This is a genomic window from Actinomadura rupiterrae (genome assembly GCF_024172125.1).
GTDB lineage: Bacteria > Actinomycetota > Actinomycetes > Streptosporangiales > Streptosporangiaceae > Spirillospora > Spirillospora rupiterrae.
Window position 1 is genome coordinate 373,362 of the sequence record NZ_JAMZEA010000010.1, and the last position, 17,115, is coordinate 390,476.

At 73.8% G+C, this 17,115-nt stretch carries 17 protein-coding genes; 9 read left to right on the forward strand and 8 right to left on the reverse strand.

Annotated elements, in window-relative coordinates:
- Positions 1-263: 263 nt before the first annotated feature.
- Both FHU30_RS33775 and FHU30_RS33780 read right to left on the reverse strand, forming a co-directional pair.
- Entirely contained in the window at positions 264-1,646 is a 1,383-nt protein-coding gene (locus FHU30_RS33775; RefSeq protein ID WP_253881543.1) for a metallopeptidase TldD-related protein, read from the reverse strand.
- Positions 1,643-3,142 carry a TldD/PmbA family protein gene (locus FHU30_RS33780; RefSeq protein ID WP_253881545.1) on the reverse strand — a complete coding sequence of 500 codons (1,500 nt, stop codon included), beginning with the start codon at positions 3,140-3,142 and terminating at the stop codon, positions 1,643-1,645. Before FHU30_RS33780 ends, FHU30_RS33775 begins: the two co-directional genes overlap by 4 nt.
- A gap of 246 nt (positions 3,143-3,388) precedes the next feature.
- On the opposite strand from FHU30_RS33780, the gene fabG reads away from it, so the two are divergent.
- Both fabG and fabI read left to right on the forward strand, forming a co-directional pair.
- Positions 3,389-4,093, forward strand: a complete 705-nt coding sequence (gene fabG / locus FHU30_RS33785; protein WP_253881547.1) for a 3-oxoacyl-[acyl-carrier-protein] reductase — start codon at positions 3,389-3,391, stop codon at positions 4,091-4,093.
- A 5-nt stretch (positions 4,094-4,098) separates the two neighbouring features.
- Positions 4,099-4,887: an enoyl-ACP reductase FabI gene (gene fabI / locus FHU30_RS33790; protein WP_253881549.1), complete on the forward strand. Its 789-nt coding sequence runs from the start codon at positions 4,099-4,101 to the stop codon at positions 4,885-4,887.
- A 74-nt stretch (positions 4,888-4,961) separates the two neighbouring features.
- Here the strand turns inward: fabI and FHU30_RS33795 are convergent, their stop codons facing one another.
- The 3 genes from FHU30_RS33795 to FHU30_RS33805 all read right to left on the reverse strand — a co-directional run bounded on the left by FHU30_RS33795 (position 4,962) and on the right by FHU30_RS33805 (position 8,965).
- A complete protein-coding gene (locus tag FHU30_RS33795) occupies positions 4,962-5,642 on the reverse strand; it encodes a hypothetical protein (protein WP_253881552.1) in 681 nt (226 codons plus the stop codon).
- 210 nt (positions 5,643-5,852) lie between these two features.
- Positions 5,853-7,694, reverse strand: coding sequence for a helix-hairpin-helix domain-containing protein (locus tag FHU30_RS33800; protein ID WP_253881553.1), 1,842 nt, complete (start codon positions 7,692-7,694; stop codon positions 5,853-5,855).
- A gap of 320 nt (positions 7,695-8,014) precedes the next feature.
- The gene (locus tag FHU30_RS33805; protein ID WP_253881563.1) at positions 8,015-8,965 is read right to left on the reverse strand and encodes an aldo/keto reductase; all 951 of its coding nucleotides are present in this window, start codon (positions 8,963-8,965) and stop codon (positions 8,015-8,017) included.
- A gap of 172 nt (positions 8,966-9,137) precedes the next feature.
- Between FHU30_RS33805 and FHU30_RS33810 the strand changes: the two genes are divergently transcribed.
- Together FHU30_RS33810 and FHU30_RS33815 are read left to right on the forward strand one after the other, a co-directional pair.
- On the forward strand, positions 9,138-9,956 hold the full coding sequence (locus tag FHU30_RS33810; protein WP_253881565.1) for an undecaprenyl-diphosphate phosphatase: 819 nt from the start codon (positions 9,138-9,140) through the stop codon (positions 9,954-9,956).
- A 102-nt stretch (positions 9,957-10,058) separates the two neighbouring features.
- A complete protein-coding gene (locus tag FHU30_RS33815) occupies positions 10,059-10,694 on the forward strand; it encodes a hypothetical protein (RefSeq protein ID WP_253881567.1) in 636 nt (211 codons plus the stop codon).
- A 106-nt stretch (positions 10,695-10,800) separates the two neighbouring features.
- On the opposite strand, the gene FHU30_RS33820 is transcribed toward FHU30_RS33815, so the two are convergent.
- From FHU30_RS33820 to corA, 3 genes are all read right to left on the reverse strand, one after another.
- Positions 10,801-11,316 (reverse strand): hypothetical protein, encoded by a 516-nt coding sequence (locus FHU30_RS33820; protein ID WP_253881569.1) that lies wholly within the window; start codon positions 11,314-11,316, stop codon positions 10,801-10,803.
- 194 nt (positions 11,317-11,510) lie between these two features.
- Complete coding sequence (locus FHU30_RS33825) at positions 11,511-11,792, reverse strand: hypothetical protein (protein WP_253881571.1); 282 nt, start codon at positions 11,790-11,792, stop codon at positions 11,511-11,513.
- Positions 11,793-11,933: 141 nt separating this feature from the next.
- On the reverse strand, positions 11,934-12,905 hold the full coding sequence (corA, locus tag FHU30_RS33830; protein ID WP_253881572.1) for a magnesium/cobalt transporter CorA: 972 nt from the start codon (positions 12,903-12,905) through the stop codon (positions 11,934-11,936).
- Positions 12,906-12,980: 75 nt separating this feature from the next.
- On the opposite strand from corA, the gene FHU30_RS33835 reads away from it, so the two are divergent.
- From FHU30_RS33835 to FHU30_RS33855, 5 genes are all read left to right on the forward strand, one after another.
- Positions 12,981-13,676, forward strand: a complete 696-nt coding sequence (locus FHU30_RS33835) for a histidine phosphatase family protein (protein ID WP_253881574.1) — start codon at positions 12,981-12,983, stop codon at positions 13,674-13,676.
- Between the two features lie 11 nt (positions 13,677-13,687).
- A complete protein-coding gene (locus tag FHU30_RS33840) occupies positions 13,688-14,239 on the forward strand; it encodes a DUF3090 domain-containing protein (protein ID WP_253881576.1) in 552 nt (183 codons plus the stop codon).
- A gap of 46 nt (positions 14,240-14,285) precedes the next feature.
- Complete coding sequence (locus FHU30_RS33845) at positions 14,286-15,062, forward strand: SCO1664 family protein (protein WP_253881578.1); 777 nt, start codon at positions 14,286-14,288, stop codon at positions 15,060-15,062.
- Positions 15,063-15,095: 33 nt separating this feature from the next.
- Positions 15,096-15,857 (forward strand): NRDE family protein, encoded by a 762-nt coding sequence (locus FHU30_RS33850; RefSeq protein WP_253881580.1) that lies wholly within the window; start codon positions 15,096-15,098, stop codon positions 15,855-15,857.
- A gap of 215 nt (positions 15,858-16,072) precedes the next feature.
- The coding region (locus tag FHU30_RS33855; RefSeq protein WP_253881582.1) for an ABC transporter substrate-binding protein at positions 16,073-17,115 on the forward strand (1,043 nt) is incomplete at its 3' end.

The window sequence follows — 17,115 nt, forward strand, 5'->3', positions numbered from 1 at the left end:
ACGTCCCGGAGCTGGCCCCTGGACGTCCCGGAAGCGGGCCCCGGACGTCCCGGAGGAGTCCCGAAGGGGTCCCGAGGCGTCCGGAAGCATCCCGGATGCTCCTGGGACGTCCTGAGAAGCCCGGAGCGCGGCGCGGTGGGCGGAACCCGGCCCGGTTTCCGCCCGCCGGCACCGACGCCGCACAAGGCCGCCTGGGCGCCCGCCCGCCTCCAGACGCCCGCAGAGCCCGCCCGCCTCCAAGCGCCCGCGAGCCGCCCGCCCGCTCAGGAGGCCTGGGAGACCGTGGACATGTTGAAGTCCGGCACCCGCACCGCCGGCATCGCCGAGCGCTGGAAGTAGTCCGACCACTCCCGCGCCAGCGTCGGACGCGTCGCGCCGACCTCGGTGAGGCGGCCGAGCAGGTCCACCGGGCTCTCGTTGAACCGGAAGTTGTTCACCGCGCCGACGACCTCGCCGTCCTCGACCAGGTAGACGCCGTCGCGGGTGAGGCCGGTCAGCAGCAGCGACTGCGGGTCGACCTCGCGGATGTACCACAGGCAGGTCAGCAGCAGCCCGCGGCCGGTGCGCGCGACCATGTCGTCCAGCGACGCGTCGGCGCCCTCCGGGCCGGTCATCAGCAGGTTGTCCACCGCCGGGGTGACCGGCAGGCCGGTGACCTCGGACGAGCGGCGGGTCTGGGTGAGCGCGGCCAGCGTCCCGTCGTGGATCCAGTCGGTCGCCTGCAGCGGCAGCCCGTTGTCGAACACCGACTGGGTGCGGCCCGAGGAGTGCGCGATGACGAACGGCGCGGACTCGATCCCGGGCGCGGCCGGGTCGCTGAACAGCCGCACCGGCAGCGACGCCAGCTTCTCCCCGACGCGGGTGCCGCCGCCGGGCGCGCTGAACACCGTCGCGCCGTCGGCCGCGTCCCGCGCGCCCGCCGACCAGTACAGGTAGATCATCAGGTCGGCGACCGCGGACGGCGGCAGGACCGTCTCGTACCTCCCGGCGGGCAGGTCCACGCGGCGCTCGCCCCAGGCCAGCCGGCGCGCCAGGTCGGACGCCATCGCCGGCACGTCCACGTCGGCGAAGTCGCGGGTGCCGACGCCGGTCCACGCCGAGCCGCCCGCGCCCTTGGCGTTCAGCTCCAGCAGCCCGGTCGGCTGGTCGTGCCGGGCGCGCAGCCCCGCCGACGACCCGACGAACGTCGAGGTGACCATGTGGTTGGCGAACCCGTACAGCTTGCTGTCGCTCGCGGCGGCCGCCGCGAACGCCTCACCGAGCGCGGGCGCGACGTCCCGGTACACCCCGATGCCGGTGTCGGCGGGCGCCGCCGCCCAGTCGCCCAGCTCGCCCGAGAGCAGCGGCGCGGCGTCGTCGGCGGGCTCGTTGGACGCGGCGTCCGCCTCGGCGGCGCGCACCAGGTCCTCGATCCCGTCCGGGCCGACGGCCGCGCGCGACACCACGCCCGCCGCGACGCCCGCGGCGGACCGGCGCAGCGCGATCACGGTCAGCTCGCTGGAGCGGGTCACGCCGTTGGTGGTGAGGGTGTTGCCCGCCCAGCGCAGGTTCGCGGTGCTGGACTCGTCGGCGATGACGATGCAGTCGTCGGCGCGGGACAGCGCGAGCGCCCGTTCCACAGCCTCCTGCGGGGTGAGCGCGCTCACTGGCCCGCCTCCTTGACCGTGTTGAGGATGTTGACGCCGCGGAACACCGCGGCCGGGCAGCCGTGGCTGACCGGCGCGACCTGCCCCGGCTGGCCCTTGCCGCAGTTGAACGCCCCGCCCATCACGTACCCGGACGGCCCGCCCACCGCCTCCATCGAGTTCCAGAAGTCGGTGGTGGTGGCCTGGTAGGCGACGTCGCGGAGCTGCCCGGCGAGCCGTCCGCCGCGGATGCGGTAGAACCGCTGCCCGGTGAACTGGAAGTTGTAGCGCTGCATGTCGATCGACCAGGACTTGTCGCCGACGACGTAGATGCCGTCCTCGACTCCGGCGATCAGGCCCTCGGTGCCCGGGCCGTCCGGGTCGGGCTGCAGCGACACGTTCGCCATCCGCTGGATGGGCGTGTTGTGCGCCGAGTCGGCGAACGCGCAGCCGTTGGACCGTTCGGCGCCGGTCAGCTTCGCGATGCGCCGGTCCAGCTGGTAGCCGGTGAACAAGCCGCCGCTGATGATGTCGAACGACTGCGTCTGGACGCCCTCGTCGTCGTACCCGATCGTCGCCAGGCCGTGCTCGGCGGTGCGGTCGCCGGTCACGTTCATGACCTTCGAGCCGTACTGCAGGTTCCCGAGCTTGTCCGGCGTGGCGAACGAGGTGCCCGCGTAGGCGGCCTCGTAGCCGAGCGCCCGGTCCAGCTCGGTGGCGTGCCCGATCGACTCGTGGATGGTCAGCCACAGGTTGGACGGGTCGACCACCAGGTCGTACCGTCCCGCCTCGACCGACGGCGCCGCCAGTTTCTCGGCCAGCAGCTCGGGGATGCGGCCCAGCTCGTCGTCCCAGTCGTGGATGTCGCCGACCAGGAACTCCCAGCCGCGCCCGACCGGCGGCGCGATCGTGCGCATCGTGTCGAACGCGGTCTCGGTGATGCCGGTCGCGTTCACCACCGGGTGCACCCGGACGCGCTGCTGCGTCGTGGTCGTCCCGTTCAGGTCGGCGTAGAACTTGTTCTCGCGCACCTGCAGCAGCGCGGCGTCCACGTGGTCGACCCTGGAGTCGCCGAGGAGCCGGCGGCTCCAGTCGGCCAGCAGGCCGACCTTGTCCTGCGTGGACACCGCGAACGGGTCGATCTCGTAGGACGACACCCACGTCACGTCCCCGTGCGACGGCTCGGGCGCCAGCTCGATCGGCTCCCGGTTGACCGGCGCGGCGACCCGCGCGACCTCGACCGCCCGCTCGGCGAGCGCGGCCGCGCCCGCCGGGGTCAGGTCGATCCCGGCGGCGAACCCCCAGGTCCCCCCGGCGACGACCCGGACCGACAGGCCGAGGTCGCTGCCGTCGGCGGCGGTCTCCAGGACGGCGTCGCGCAGCCGGAGGCTCTGGGTGCGGATGCGTTCCACCCGGACGTCGGCGTGCTCGGCCCCGAGCTCGCGCGCCCGGCTCAGCGCGGCGTCGGCGAGCGCCCGCAGCGGCAGTGCGGTGAAGGCGGGATCTATGTCATGCACCCTGCCCAAGCTACCCCTTCGCCCTCCGGCTGATCATCACGCGGGCCCGGGTGTCGCGCTACCGGCCGGGTCCGGACGCTTCCGGACGGAGGCCGGGCGGAAGGACGCCCCCCGCCGAACGCCGTCCGGGGAGGCGCCGGGGGAACAAAGGTCGTTGCCGGATCTTGTCGGAATGGCACATCTCTGCGGCCGGGGACGGGTCGATACGCTCGACCCCGATGTGATGTGGACGACGGAAGGCATGAGATGAGTCGCTCTGTCCTGGTGACGGGCGGGAACCGGGGCATCGGCCTGGCGATCGCGCGCGAGCTGGCCGCCGCCGGTGACAAGGTCGCCGTCACCTACCGCTCCGGCGAGCCCCCCGAGGGGCTGTTCGGCGTGCGGTGCGACGTGACCAGCATGGAGGACGTGGACGCCGCGTTCGCGAAGGTGGAGGCGGAGCAGGGCCCGGTCGAGGTGCTGGTCGCCAACGCCGGGATCACCAAGGACACGCTGCTGGCCATCATGAGCGAGGAGGCGTTCAGCTCGGTGCTGGACACCAACCTCACCGGCGCGTTCCGGGTCGCCAAGCGGTCGGTGAAGACGATGATGCGCGCCCGCAAGGGCCGGATCATCCTGGTGTCCTCGGTGGTCGGCATGCTCGGCTCGGCGGGGCAGGCCAACTACGCCGCGTCCAAGGCGGGCCTGGTCGGCTTCGCCCGGTCGCTGGCCCGCGAGCTCGGCTCGCGCGGCATCACCGTGAACGTGGTGGCGCCCGGTTTCGTCGACACCGACATGACCGCCGCGCTGTCGGAGGACCAGCAGAAGGCCATCAAGGGCGCCATCCCGCTCGGCCGCACCGCCCGGCCGGAGGAGATCGCCAAGGCCGTCGGGTTCCTGGCGTCGGAGGACGCGGGCTACATCACCGGCGCGGTCATCCCCGTGGACGGCGGACTGGGAATGGGGCACTGAGCGCGATGGGCATCCTCGACGGCAAGAACATCCTGGTCACCGGCGTCCTCACCGACGCCTCGATCGGCTTCCACGTCGCGCGGGTCGCGCAGCAGGAGGGCGCGCGCGTCGCGCTGACCGCCTACCCGCGCCCGACGCTGACCACCCGCACCGCCAAGCGGCTCCCGTCCGGTCCGGACGACGTCCCGCCGGTCATCGAGCTGGACGTCACCGACAGCGAGCAGCTCGACGCGCTCGCCGGGAACCTCACCGATGCCGGGTTCGACCGGCTCGACGGTGTCGTCCACTCCATCGGGTTCGCGCCGCAGACCGCGCTCGGCGGCAACTTCCTCGACACGCCGTGGGAGGACGTCGCGACCGCGGTGCACTCCTCGGCGTACTCGCTGAAGTCGCTGACCATGGCCTGCCTGCCGCTGATGAAGGACGGCGGCTCGGTCGTCGGCCTGGACTTCGACGCGACCGTGGCGTGGCCGGTCTACGACTGGATGGGCGTGGCGAAGGCGGGCCTGGAGTCCACCTGCCGCTACCTGGCCAAGTACCTCGGGCCGCAGAACGTCCGGGTGAACCTGGTCGCGGCCGGGCCGCTCGGCACGATGGCCGCCAAGAGCATCCCCGGCTTCCAGACGATGACCGACATGTGGCCGAAGACCGCGCCGCTCGGCTGGGACATCAAGGACAGCGAGCCCACCGCCAAGGCGATCGTGGCGCTGCTGTCGGACTGGTTCCCGGCGACCACCGGCGAGATCGTCCACGTGGACGGCGGCCTGCACGCCGTAGGCGCACCGCCCGCGTAACGCTTCCGCGCGAAAACGGAGAACGGCGGGTGGCACCGGTCCGGTGCCACCCGCCGTTCGGCGTTTCGGAGTCGTCAGCGCCGACCGGGGCGGCGGCGGATCTGGCGTCCGATATGGCTGAGGTTCAGCGCCGCCGCCGCGCCGACGACCGCGGCGGCTCCGGCGACCCACAGCATCTGGCCGCCCTCGGTGCGCTCGGACGCGGCGACCGGCGACACCAGGTGCGTCTGCGGGACGGGCTGGGAACCGACCGGCTGCGCTCCCGGCCCGGCTACCTGTGGCGCGGGCAGCAGGCCGGGCACGTTCGGCTGCTGGCCGTTCGGCGTGCCGGACGGGAACGGCTGCGGGGCCTGGTTGTCCATCAGCGTCGGCCCGTTGCCGCTCGGGACGCTCGTCCGCGGCCCGCCATTGCCGTTGTTCGGGGCCTTGTCGCCGCCCCCGCCGTTGCCGTTCTTGTCCCCGCCGCCTCCGGTGCCGTCCCCGCCGGGGCGGTTGATGTCCTTGTCATGCGACTTGGTGGGGGTGGGGGACGGGGTGTTGTGGTGGTCGAAGCGGTCGCGGAGGTTGTCGAGCTGGCACTTCCAGTTCTCGACCGTGCTCTTGGGGTCGGTGCCCTTCTTGCACGGCTTGGCGGCGCTCGCGCTCGCCGCCTCGGCGGAGGCCGCCGGGGCGCCGAACGCGGTGATGACCAGGGCGGTGGCGGAGACCGCCGTCGCCGCGGACCCGAGCCGCACGAAGCGTCGCTGCTGGGGCATGTCACTCCTTCGCTGTTGACGCCCCGTCCAAGAGGATCGGACGGGGCGGTCGCGCCGGGTTCGCGCCTTCGTGATCGAATCGTGCCGCACGACGCCCCCGCGGTAAACACCGACACGAGGGTTTCCCGCGTCCCGGCAAAACCACCCCGCCCCCAGCGCCGCACAAGCGCCCGCTCCGAACGCGCGGACGGGCCGGGCGGGCGAGGCGTGCTAGCCGAGGACGAGGCGGGCGAGGCGGGTGCGGCGATCCGGAGCGCCGGTCTCGCGGACGGCGCGGGCGAGGCCGGGTCCGGCCGCCTGGACGATCGACAGGTGCCGCCGCGCGAGGCCGAAAGCGGTCGCGACGGTTGGACGCGACAGCGCGGACCCGGCGACCACGGCGACGACCGCGTCGCGGCGGGCGCCGCGCGCGAGCGCCGGCGGCAGCGCCCAGCCGTGCCGGAGCCGCGCCGCCGACGACGGCGGCACCACGGCCGTCCCGCCCGCGAACGCGATGCTCAGCCCTTCCGGCCCGGCGCCTTCGACGGTTCCGGTCTCGCCGACCGCGGCCTGGGGGAGCGGCGCGGCGACCACGACCCGGTCGCCGACGTCGAACCCGCCGAAGCGGCCCGGGCCGGGGTTCAGCTTCGCCTTCAGAGCGACGTTGAGCGCGCCCGCGGCGGCCTCGCCCGCCGGGGCCAGCGCCACGACCTGCACCTCGCCCGCCGGGATGTCCAGCACGCGCGGGATCGAGTCGGTGACCAGCTGCACCGCCCGGTGCACGGCCTCCTCCTCGCCCATCGCGGGGACGATCACGACCTCCTTGTTCGGCGCGGCCACCTGCGGCAGGTCGCCGCCCCGGACGGCCGCGGTCAGCTCGTCCAGCGGCCCGCCCGGACCGGCGGGCTCCAGCTCCACCACCGGGACGGTCTCGGACGCCTCCAGGTCCTCCATGACGCGGCCGGGCGCGGCGGGCGGGGCCGCGCCGGGCTCGCCGCCGAGCACCAGGTGCGCGCCGTCCGGGCAGGCGCCGACCAGCACCGCGCACAGCTCGACGTCCAGGCCCGACGCGTCCGGCAGGACGAGCAGGTCCAGCTCGAACGGGCGCTGGTCGCCGCGCCGGTACAGCACCGAGCCGGGCGCGGTGCCCGGCTCGTCGGCGGGGTCCAGCAGCCGGTGCAGGCCGACCGCCGCGCCCTCGGGCAGGTCCGGATGCGCGGCGGCGATGTCGGCGGCGGCGCGGTCGGTCGGCGTCACCAGCGCGGCCCGCACACCGGCGGACGCGGCGGCGGTGACCAGCGCCGCCGCCGTCGCCGTCAGGTCGTTCGCGGTGCCGCGCCACAGCGTCACGCCGGTGCGCAGCGCGGCGGTGAACGCCAGCGAGCGGTCCTCGGGCAGGCCCGCGCGCAGCTCCTTGACCGCCGCGTCGTCCAGCAGCGGCCCGGCGGTCGCGGTGAGCCGCTGGAACCCCTCGGCCGCGGCCTCCTCGGTCAGCGCCCAGCGCGCCAGCCCGAGCGACTCCTCCGGCTCGGGCAGGTCGGCGTCCTCGTCGAAGGACTCCTCGTCGAACTCCGGCTCCTCGGTGAGGCCGAGCACCTCGCCCTCGTCCAGCGCGTCCTCCACGGCCCGCCTGGGGTCGGCGACGCGCTCCTTCTCCAGCGCCGTCAGGACGTCCTGCAGCGGCGTGACGGTGTGCCCGCGCACGGCCGCCTCCGCCAGCAGCGCCACGACCAGCGTCCGGCCGCGCCGCGGGTCGTCCGGGCGGGCCGCGTCGCCGAGGACCTGCCGGGCGAAGTGGTCGGCCTGCCGCGGCCGGACTCCCGGCACCCGCAGCAGCCGCCACGGGTCGTCCCGCAGCCGCGCCGCGGCGCCCGCGCCGAGGCGGGCGGCGGCGCGCGGCGCGAGCGAGGCCGGCACGCCCGCCTCCTCGAACAGCGCGGCCAGCGCCGCGGTCTCGCGCGCCAGGTCGGGCGCGGCGGCCGCCCGGGGCCCGCCGTTCGCGGACGTCTCGGCGGACGCGGGGGCCTCGGCGGTGGCAGGGGTCTCGGTGGTCTCGGCGGAGCTCTCGGTCACGGTCTTCCCGGATGGCTGGTCAGCGGGCGGTCGGCGCCGCGGTTGCGGCCGCTCCGAGCGTGCCACGCCCGGCCCGTCCACGCGAACCGAGCCACGCGAACGCGTGCTTTCCGAGCCCGGCCCGCTTCATCCGCCAGGCCCCGCAGGCAGCTGCGGGCAGGCCCCGGCTCGGGGGCGTCAGCCACGCACGCGAACGCGTTGCCAACCCGGCGGAGCGCCGCCGAAGGCGAGCGAAGCCGGGTTGATCGCGAGGCGATGCCGCGTTCGCCCGGGCACGGTCACGTAGCGGGCCTTCAGGCGAGCGAAGTGGGCCGGGACCGCTAATGGCTCGCGGTCATGTCGGAGACGTCGTCCAAGGCGCGGAGGATCTCGCGGGGGAGGGTGAGGGCCTCGCCGGCGAGGGCCTGGTTGAGCTGGGCGACGGTGCGGGCGCCGACGATCGGGGCGGCGACGCCCGGACGGTCCCGGACCCAGCTGAGCGCGACCGCCAGGGGCGTGGTGCCGAGGCCCTCGGCGGCGGTGACGACCGACTCCACGATCCGGCCGCACTCCTCGTCCAGGAAGGGCTGGACGAACTCGGCGAAGTGCGCGGTCGCGGCGCGCGAGTCGGCGGGGATGCCGGTGCGGTACTTGCCGGTCAGGACGCCGCGGCCGAGCGGCGACCAGGGCAGCAGGCCCGCCTCGGCGTCCAGCAGGGCGGGGATCAGCTCGCGCTCGGGGTCGCGGCTCAGCAGCGAGTACTCGGCCTGCGCGGCGACGATCGGCGCGCGGCCCGGCCAGGCGCGCTGCCACGCGGCGGCCTTGGCGGCCTGCCAGCCCGTGAAGTTCGCCACGCCGACGTAGCGGGCGCGCCCGGACGCGACGGCCTCGTCCAGCGCGGTGAGGGTCTCCTCCAGCGGCGTGGCGGGGTCGTGGACGTGCAGCTGCCACAGGTCCACGTACTCCACGCCGAGCCGGTCCAGGGACGCGTCCAGCGCGGACAGCAGGTGCCGGCGCGAGCCGTCGTAGCGCCCGTCCGGGCGGATCGCGGCCTTGGTCGACACGACCAGGTCGGCGCGGTCGACCGTCTCGCGCATGAGGTGGCCGAGGATCCGCTCGGCGTCGCCGTCGCTGTAGACGTCGGCGGTGTCGACGAGGGTCCCCCCGGCATCGGCGAACGCGGTCAGCTGCGCCGCCGCGTCGTCGGGCTCGGTGTCCTGCCCCCAGGTCATGGTGCCCAGCCCGAGGCGGGAGACGACCAGACCGCTCCGCCCGACGTGACGCTCCTTCATGTTGGGTGAGGGTAGCCGCTCGGCGCCGGACCGGCCGTGCCGGGCCGGGCGCCCGCTACGCTTCGGTCGGGCCCGGTCAGCGGCCCGGGGGTCCCGCCGCGGGCGCCCGGTACCCGCCGCCGGCGGCCCGGTACCCGCCATCCCGCGCTCGTCCGAGGGGAAACCACCGACCGTGAACGTCGTCGAAGCGACCGTGCTCGGCATCGTCCAGGGCCTGACGGAGTTCCTGCCGATCTCCAGCTCCGGCCACCTGCTGATCGTCCCCAAGCTGCTCGGCTGGGGGGACCCGGGCGCGGCCTTCACCGCGGTGATCCAGCTCGGCACGATGGCCGCCGTCATCATCTACTTCTGGCGCGACCTGGTGAACATCATCACCACCTGGACCAGGAGCCTGTGGACGCCGGACCTGCGGCACAGCATGGACGCGCGGATGGGCTGGTACATCGGCCTCGGCACCATCCCGATCTCGGTGATCGGCCTGGCCGGCAAGGACTTCATCGAGAAGGGCGCGCGCAACCTGTGGCTGAACGCGTCCTCGCTGATCGTCATGGGCCTGCTGCTGATGGTCGCCGAGTGGGCCGGGGCCCGCAAGCGCGAGGTCGCCGACCTCAACCTGCGCGACGGGCTGATCATCGGAGGGTTCCAGTGCCTGTCGCTGATCCCCGGCTCGTCCCGCTCGGGCTCGACCATGACCGGCGCGCTGTTCCTCGGCTACACCCGCGAGGCCGCGGCCCGGTACTCGTTCCTGCTGTCGGTCCCGGCGGTGGTGCTGTCGGGCCTGTTCGAGCTGCGCAAGGCCTTCGACGGCGGGCTCTCCTGGGGGCCGACGATCATCGCGACGGTGGTGTCGTTCGTGGTCGGCTACGCCTGCATCGCCTGGCTGCTGAAGTTCCTCACCAAGCACTCGATGATGGTCTTCGTGTACTACCGGGTGGCGCTGGGCGGCATCCTGATCGGCCTGCTCGCCGCGGGCGCGGTCTCGGCCACCTGATCCCGCGTCGCCGTCCGGGCGAAACGGCCTGCTCTCTCCGGGTGAATTCTGTTCGCCTGGAGAGCGGTATTTCCGGGGGTTCTGGGGCTAGAGTGCCTGGCCATGGCGAGCGCGCAGTTCCCCCCGCCCGGCCCGGGGACGGACCCGTCAGACGACTTCGAGCCGGCCGTTCCCGGCGGCCCCGACGCGGCCGCCTATGAGGCGGGCATGGCGGACGATCCGGGCTACCTGGCGTCCATGCGCCCGCCCGAGACGGTGCTCGGGCAGCTGCGGGTGATGGTCACGGCGCTGGTGACGGCGCCGGTGCTGATGCTGGCGATCAGCCCGCTGATCGTGCCCGCCGGGGAGGGCCGCCTCGGGGACCTCGCGCCCTGGCTGTGCCTGCCGATCCTGGCCGTGGCCGCCGCCGCGCTGCTGCTCGGGCCGCGCGCGCCGCGCCCGCTCGTCCCGTCGCAGGACCGCGAGTGGGCCGTCCGGCAGTCGGTCCTGCTGTTCCGGCAGGCGGTCATGTTCCGGTACGCGCTGTCGGAGGCGACGATCCTGGTCGGCCTGCCGCTGGCGATGGTCGGACGCAGCGTGTGGGTGTTCGTCTTCGCGTTCGTCGTCGGCTACCCGATCCTGTTCTGGCTGACGGTCCCTACGGCGACGCGGGTTGAGGCGATCCGGCGCCGCCTGGAGACCGCGGGGGAGCCGTCCTACCTGTGGACGGCGCTGCTGAAGCCCGTGAACCGCCCTTGAACGGCCTCTGAGGCGCCGGTGCGGTGCCGGTGCGGCGCCAGGTGTGAAGGGGCCCTGCCCTTCCCCGAAACCGACCCCTGGGAAGGGCAGAGCACGCCTCAGCGGGTCAGACGCGCTTCCAGACCCACTGGCCCTGGGGCGTCCGCACGCAGCGGAACGGAACCAGGCCCTTGACCGGGTAGCCGAGGTGGTCGTGCGCCACCACGGGACACGCCCGGGCCGGCAGCACGCACGACCAGTACCCGTGCCCGAGCGCCTTGTGCGGCTTGCAGGCCGCGACGAGCTTGCCCGGCTTGGCGTTCACGACCTGCCCGGGCCGGACGAGGTGCCCGGGCCGGATCAGGTGGTGCGCGGGCAGCCCGGGCCGGACCAGGTGGTGCGCCGGACGACCCGGCCGGGTCAGGTGGTGCGCGACCTGCCCCGGCCGGACGAGGTGCCCCGGCTTGTGGTGCGCGGGCATCCCCGGGCGGACCAGGTGCCCCGGCTTGTGGTGCACCGGTCGCGCCGGGCGCGCCGGCTTGTGCGCGCCGCCGGGCCCACCGGTGGCGAGCGCCGGCGCGGCGGCCAGGCCGGCGACCAGCGCCCCCGCCGCGGCCGTGGTGACTATGAGCTTGGTGAGCATGCCGCTCCTCCAGTGAGAGTTCGAACGCAGCATGCTTACCAACGGTAGTCATATGATCACGTGACGTGGCCAGATGCGGCCAGCCCCGGACCTACCGATCCGGCCCGTCCGAACCCCCCGATCCGGCCCGTCCGGACCCGCGGCGACCCGCCGTCCTGCCCGGCCGGATCGCCGACCCGGCCGGTCGGCCGGGTTCAGCCCGCTGGGGGTGCCGCGGGCGGCGGCTCCGGAGCGGACGGGGCCGGAGCCTGCGGGGCTCCCGCCGGCGCGGCCTCCGCGACCCGCGGTGTGTGCTTGGCCAGCCACCCCGCGACGAACGTGAAGCCCGCCGTGATGAGCGCCGTGATGAACGCCTGCAACGGCGCCGCCAACGACGAGAGGGCGGGCAGCTTCAGCACGAGCCACCCCACCACGAATCCGGCCAGCAGGCTCGCGCCCGTGGCCGCTGTCACCTTGGTCTCAACGGTTGCCGCCATGGCCACTCCTCGGTGTCCCTAGAGGAATGGTCCCCCTGGCGCGTCCTGCCGGAACCCGCCGCGCGAGGCGGAAACAACTATCCTTACCCGCCATCAGGGCGGCGGAAAAGTGCGCGGACTGCGCCGTCCGCGAACGCCTCGTCAGAGCCAGCGGTTGCGGCGCAGGATCAGCCACAGCACGACGCAGATGGCGACCATGACGGCCAGCGCGACCGGATAGCCGTAGGCGGTGTGCAGCTCCCACATGTGGTCGAAGTTCATGCCGTAGATCCCGGCGATGGCGGTCGGGACGGCGACGATCGCGGCCCACGCGGAGATCTTCCGCATGTCGTCGTTCTGCCGCTGGCCGAGCAGGGCCAGGTGCGCGTTCAGGACGCTGTTCAGCAGCTCGTTGTGCGCGTCCACCTGGGTGTCGACGCGCAGCAGGTGGTCCAGGACGTCCCGGAAGTACTCCTGGACGCCGTGGCACTCGGTGACGCGGCCGCGGCTGATCTCCTGCATGACCGGGACGAGCGGGTCCTCGGCGCTGCGGAACTCCAGCACCTCGCGCTTGAGCCGGTAGATGTCCTCGGTGACGTCGTCGGCCTGCGGGTCGAACACGGCGCGTTCGAGGTCGATGATGTCGCGCTCCACCTCGTGCGCGACGATGCCGTACCGGTCGACGACCTCGTCGCAGACGGCGTACAGGACGGCGGCCGGCCCGTGGTCGAGCATCTCGGGCGTGGCCTCCAGGCGCTTGCGCACCGGGCCGAGCGGGTTGCCCGCGCCGTGCCGGACGGTCACCACGAAGTCGCGGCCGACGAACAGCATGATCTCGCCGACCTCGATGTCGGAGGTCGCGTCGACGTAGAACAGGGTCTTCAGCACCACGAACAGGGTGTCGTCGTAGCGCTCCAGCTTGGGGCGCTGGTGCGCCGACACCGCGTCCTCGGCGGCGAGGGGGTGCAGCTTCAGCTCGTCCTTGACGAGCTCGAACTCGTCGGTGTCGGGCTCGAACAGGCCGATCCAGACGAAGCAGTCACCCTGGGCGCGCGCGGCGTCGAACGCGTCGCTGATGTCCCCGTCGATGTCGGTGCGCATGCCGTCGGCGTAGATGGCCTTGTCCACAATCATGCCGGGCATTGTTGCGCAAACGGTGAAGAATATGCGGGCTTCGCCGGAAAACTTCCCTCTCGTAGAGTGCACGTCGTGACGACCCTTCTGCTCGTGCGGCACGGCCGCACCGCGCTGACCGGACCGGTGCTGGCCGGCTGGACGCCCGGCCTCGGCTTGGACGAGCACGGCCGCGCCCAGGCCCGCGACCTGGCCGAACGCCTCCACGGGACCCCGCTGGCCGCGGTGGTCTCCAGCCCCCTGGACCGGTGCCTGCAGACCGCCGAGGCGGTCGCCGCGCGCACCGGGATCGAGAAGATCGAGGTCGACGAGCGGTTCGGTGAGGTTCGTTACGGCGACTGGACGGGCCGTCCGCTGAAGGAGCTCGCCGAGGAGCCGCTGTGGCGGGTCGTCCAGGCGCACCCGAGCGCGGCGGTGTTCCCCGGCGAGGACGGCGAGGGCCTCGCCGACGCGCAGCGCCGCGCGGTCGCGGCCGTCCGCGACTGGAACGCCCGCATCGCCGCCGATCACGGCCCGGACGCGGTGTACCTGGTGTGCAGCCACGGCGACATCATCAAGGCGATCGTCGCCGACGCGCTCGGCGTCCACCTGGACCAGTTCCAGCGGATCCAGGCCGACCCGGCGTCGCTGACCGCGATCCGCTACACCGAGCTGCGCCCGTTCCTGGTCCGGCTGAACGACAGCGGCGGGGAGGTCGCGTCGCTGCTGCCGAAGCCCGCGGACGACGCGCCAGGCCGGGAGGGTGACGCGCCGGTCGGCGGCGGCGCGTAGGGTCTGGTGTCATGCCGGTCATCTCCTACGAACTGCCGGACCGCTTCGTCGCCGGGACGGTCGGCGAGCCCGGCGAGCGCGCGTTCTACCTGCAGGCCCGCGAGGGTCGCCGACTCACCAGCGTCGCGCTGGAGAAGTTCCAGGTCAGCCTGCTCGCCGAGCGGCTCTCGGAGCTGCTGGACGAGGTGCTGCGGCGCAGCGGCGGCGCGGCGCACGTGCCCGCCGTCACCCCCGCCGAGCTGCACGACGACGAACCGCTGGACGAACCGGTGGAGGAGGAGTTCCGGGTCGGCACCATGGCCCTCGCCTGGGACCCGGAGGACGAGCGCGTCGTCATCGAGGCGCAGGAGGCCACCGAGGACGAGGAGGAGGGCGCCGAGGCCGGCGAGCCCGACCCGGCGATCGCGGTGCTGCGGGTGCGGGTCACCGCCGCGCAGGCCCGCGCGTTCGCCGAGCGCGCGCTGAAGGTCGTCGCCGCCGGGCGCCCGCCCTGCCCGCTGTGCGGCCTGCCCCTGTCGGCCGACGGCCACGTCTGCCCCCGCCAGAACGGATTCCTCGGTTGACCCGCCCGTGCTGGATCATGGGGGCCGGGCACGGGAGAATGGACGCATGACGCAGGCTTCCCGGGGGCGCGTTCCCGCCGACGACGGTAGCGAGGAGGGCGTGTCCCCGCGCGACACCGAGGCCGCCGAGCGGCTGCTGACCGAGGGGACGCTGACGGTCGAGGGACGGCTCGTCCAGGCGTCCAACGCGACGCTGTACTGCTCGGTCGAGCTGGACGGGGTGCGCTCGGCGTGCGTCTACAAGCCGGTCGCGGGGGAGCGCCCGCTGTGGGACTTCCCCGACGGCACGCTCGCCGAGCGCGAGGTCGCCGCTTACGAGGTGTCGCAGGCGATGGAGTGGCGGATCGTCCCGCCGACGGTGCACCGCGACGGCCCGTACGGGGTCGGCATGGTGCAGCTGTGGGTGGAGCCCGATCCCGACACCGACACCGTGGCGCTGTCGCGCTCCGACACCGAGGCGATCCGCCGGATGGCGGTGTTCGACGCGGTCGTCAACAACGCCGACCGCAAGATCGGGCACCTGCTGCCGCCCGGCGACGGGCACGTCTACGGCTGCGACCACGGCGTGTGCTTCTCGGTCGACTACAAGCTGCGCACGGTGCTGTGGCAGTGGCGCGGCAAGCCGCTGACCGCCGAGGCGCTGGACGCCCTCGGCCGGGTGGAGGCGTCGCTGCGCTCGGGGCGGCTGCGCGACCGGCTCGCCGGGATGCTGACCGCCGAGGAGGTCGACGCGACGCGCCGCCGGGTCGAGCTGATGCTCAAGCACCGCATCCACCCCTACCCGCCCGAGGACTGGCCCGCCATTCCCTGGCCCCCGCTTTAATCCGGGTTTGCCGCGAGTGCTGCAATAAGAGCCATGTGTACGGCGATCGTCAGCGTGGACCCCGCCTCCCCGGTCCCGGTGCTCCTGGTGGGCGTCCGGGACGAGTTCCTCACCCGCGCCTGGGAGCCCCCCGGCCGGCACTGGCCGGACCGTCCCGGCCTCGTCGGCGGGCGCGACCTGCAAGCGGGCGGCACCTGGCTCGCGGTCGACCCGGAGGCGCGCCGCGCCGCGACCATCCTGAACGGGCGCGGGCCGCTCGCCCCCGAGGACCGGCGCCGCTCCCGCGGCGACCTCCCGCTGCTGGTCGCCGCCGGCGGAACCCCCGACGACCTTGACCTGAAGACCTACGACCCGTTCTTCCTGCTCGGCGCGGACCCCGGCGGCGCGCGCATGTGGAGCTGGGACGGCGCCGACCTCACCGGCCGCGACCTCGGCCCCGGCCTGCACATCGTCGTCAACAACGGCCTGAACGGCGAGGGCCACCGCGAGGGCGTCGTCGAGGACGCCTTCATGGCCGCCCGCCTCGCGCACCTGCGGCCGCTGCTGGCCGCCGCGCCCCGCCCCGCGCCGCGCCCCGGCGGGGACGTCCGCGACTGGTCGTCCTGGCTCGCCGAGCTGGAGGGCGGCGGCCTGGACCGCTCCGACCGCCGCACCCTGCTGCCGCTGCACGAGTTCGAGCCCGGCCGCGTCTGGGGCACCACCTCCGTCAGCCTGGTCGGCCTCGCCCCGGACCTGGTCCGCTACGACTTCTCCGCCCGCCCCGGCGACCCGTCCGCCTGGACCACCGTCCTCTGACCCGCCCCGCCCGTTCCCCGGCCTGAGCAGGGCGTCCGGGGCTCCCTTTCCCTTCCGCTCGAACAGGGCGCGCGACCTTTTCGGGGGTCGCGCGCGCGATGACATGACTCTGGGTGCTAACTTCGCTACCTAGCGCGATCTTCGTCGGGCGCACCCGGTGCCGCCGACCGTGGCGGGACGCGCTCAGGTCATCACGCAGAGCGGGGGAAGTGCAGATGGCAGCACGACGACGGGGGACGGTGATCGCCGCCGCGGGGCTCGGCGCGGCCGCCCTCGGACTGGCCGCGTGCGGCGGCGGGAGCGGGGGCTCGGGCGGCGGGTCCGCCGGCGGGACGCTGAAGGTGGTCGGCTCGTCCGACGTGGACCACCTCGACACCTCCAGCGTCTACACCACCTGGGGCAACCTGCTGGCCCGCCAGTTCGCCCGGACGCTGTTCAACGTGAAGGCGGCCGACAACTTCGACGACGCGATCAAGGTCGTCGCGGACGGCGCGGCCGAGATCCCGACCATGGAGAACGGCGGGATCAGCAAGGACGGCAAGACCTACACGATCAAGCTGCGCGACGGCATGCAGTGGGATACCAACCCGGTGCGCCCGGTCGTCGCCGGCGACTTCGTCCGCGGCATCAAGCGGATCTGCAACCCGGCCAAGCCGTCCGGCGGGCTCGGGTACTACACCGACACGATCGAGGGCTTCGCCAAGTTCTGCGACGGCTTCACCAAGGTCGGCGGGAACGACGCGGCGGCGATCGCGGCCTACCAGAACCAGCACCAGGTGACGGGGCTGCAGGCCAAGGACGACAAGACGCTGGTCGTCAAGCTGAACCGGCCGGCCAGCGACTTCACCAACATCCTCGGGCTGGCGTTCTCGGCGGCGGCGCCGGTGGAGTACGACCGGTACGTCCCCGACAGCCCCGACTTCCGCACGCACACGATCTCCGACGGCCCGTACAAGATCACCAGCTACCAGGCGAACAAGTCGATCACGCTGGCGAAGAACCCCGCCTGGAAGGCCGCCTCGGACCCGGTCCGGCAGCAGAACCCCGACGGGATCCAGATCACGATGGGGCAGGACTCGCCGGAGACCGTCCAGCAGCAGATGGAGTCGGGCGCGGCCGACCTGTCCTGGGACCAGACCGTCCCGACCGGGCAGATCCCGAGCCTGAAGTCCAACTCCAACTTCAAGATCATGGACGGCTCGACCAGCAACCCCTACCTGGTGTTCAACACGCTCAGCCCGAACAACGGCGGCGCGCT